Consider the following 1,295-nt stretch of genomic DNA (forward strand, 5'->3'; position numbering starts at 1 on the left):
GAGAGCGTTCAGAATTCTGTGTCACGTTAAAAATTCTACAGCGTCATCACATTATTCAGCCGCCCTTCAAAATAAATCGCCAACTGCGACAATGTCAAATTCCAGCTCTGGATCGGCATTGTCCATTTTTCCTGAGCGTTCATCAGTCCCAGATAAAGCAGCTTCAACAGACTGTTTTCATTCGGGAAAGCCCCTTTAGTTTTCGTCAGCTTCCTGAACTGACGGTGCACCGATTCGATTGCATTCGTGGTGTAAATGACTTTGCGGATATTCGCCGGATAGCGGAAGTACGCTGACAGATTCTCCCATTTGCGTCGCCACGACTGGAGCACCACCGGATACTGCTGACCCCATTTCTCTTCCAGCTCGTCCAGCGCCGTTTCTGCCGCGTCTTTTGACACCGCACGATACACCGGCTTCAGGTCAGCCATGAACGCTTTGTGGTGTTTTGACGCGACATATTTAATCGAGTTGCGTATCTGGTGAATCACACACAACTGCACCTCTGTCTGCGGATAAATGCTGTTTATTGCCTCCGGGAAGCCGGTCAGCCCGTCCACGCAGGCTATCAGAATGTCTTCAACTCCACGGTTTTGCAGGTCACTCAGTACGGATAACCAGAAGTTAGCGCCTTCACTTTCCGACAGATACAGACCCAGAACTTCTTTTTTGCCTTCCAGATTCAGCGCCAGCACCGTGTAGACGGCCTTGTTCTGGTAACGACCATCCTCCCGGACTTTATAGTGAATGGCGTCCAGCCAGACGAAGGGATAAACCTTCTCCAGCGGGCGCTGCTGCCACTGCTTTAACTCAGGAATAACTTTATCGGTAATCGCGCTGATGGTGGCAGTGGAAACACTGAAGGCATATAAATCTTCAATCTCCCGGCCGATATCCTGGTAGCTCATTCCCAGCGCGAACAGGCGGATGATCTTACGCTCTATCTCGTCGGACAGCGTGGTCTGATGCTTCTTCACCAGTTGAGGTTCAAAAGTGCCATTACGATCGCGTGGGGTTGCCAGCTCGAAGGTGCCGGTCGGGGCTTTAATGGTCTTTTTGCCAGAGCCGTTTTTACGATTGGCTTCCACATCCGAAGCCAGATGAGAGTCGAGTTCCGCAGACAGCGCGGCTTCAGTTAACTGTTTGATTAATGGCGTTAAGATACCATCTTTTCCGGTTAATGCCTGGCCGGACTGGAGTGCCTTAAGCGCTTTATCGAAATCGAAGGGCTGGGACATGTGTCATTCCTTTTTGATTGTATATTACTGGAATGACACAGAATTTCTAACACTCCC

General features: G+C 50.0%; 1 protein-coding gene. It reads right to left on the minus strand.

The features are described 5' to 3' along the window. Positions 1 to 35 precede the first annotated feature (35 nt). Positions 36 to 1,238, minus strand: a complete 1,203-nt coding sequence (locus tag ACLJR2_RS23640; protein ID WP_000081842.1) for an IS256 family transposase — start codon at positions 1,236 to 1,238, stop codon at positions 36 to 38. Between the last annotated feature and the right edge of the window lie 57 nt (positions 1,239 to 1,295).

This window comes from Salmonella sp. SAL03688, from assembly GCF_046551895.1.
Taxonomy (GTDB): Bacteria; Pseudomonadota; Gammaproteobacteria; order Enterobacterales; family Enterobacteriaceae; genus Salmonella; species Salmonella enterica.

Coding starts and splice junctions, on each gene's coding strand:
- ACLJR2_RS23640 (WP_000081842.1), bottom strand. CDS start 1,238: ATGTCCCAGCCCTTCGATTTCGATAAAGCGCTTAAGGCACTCCAGTCC.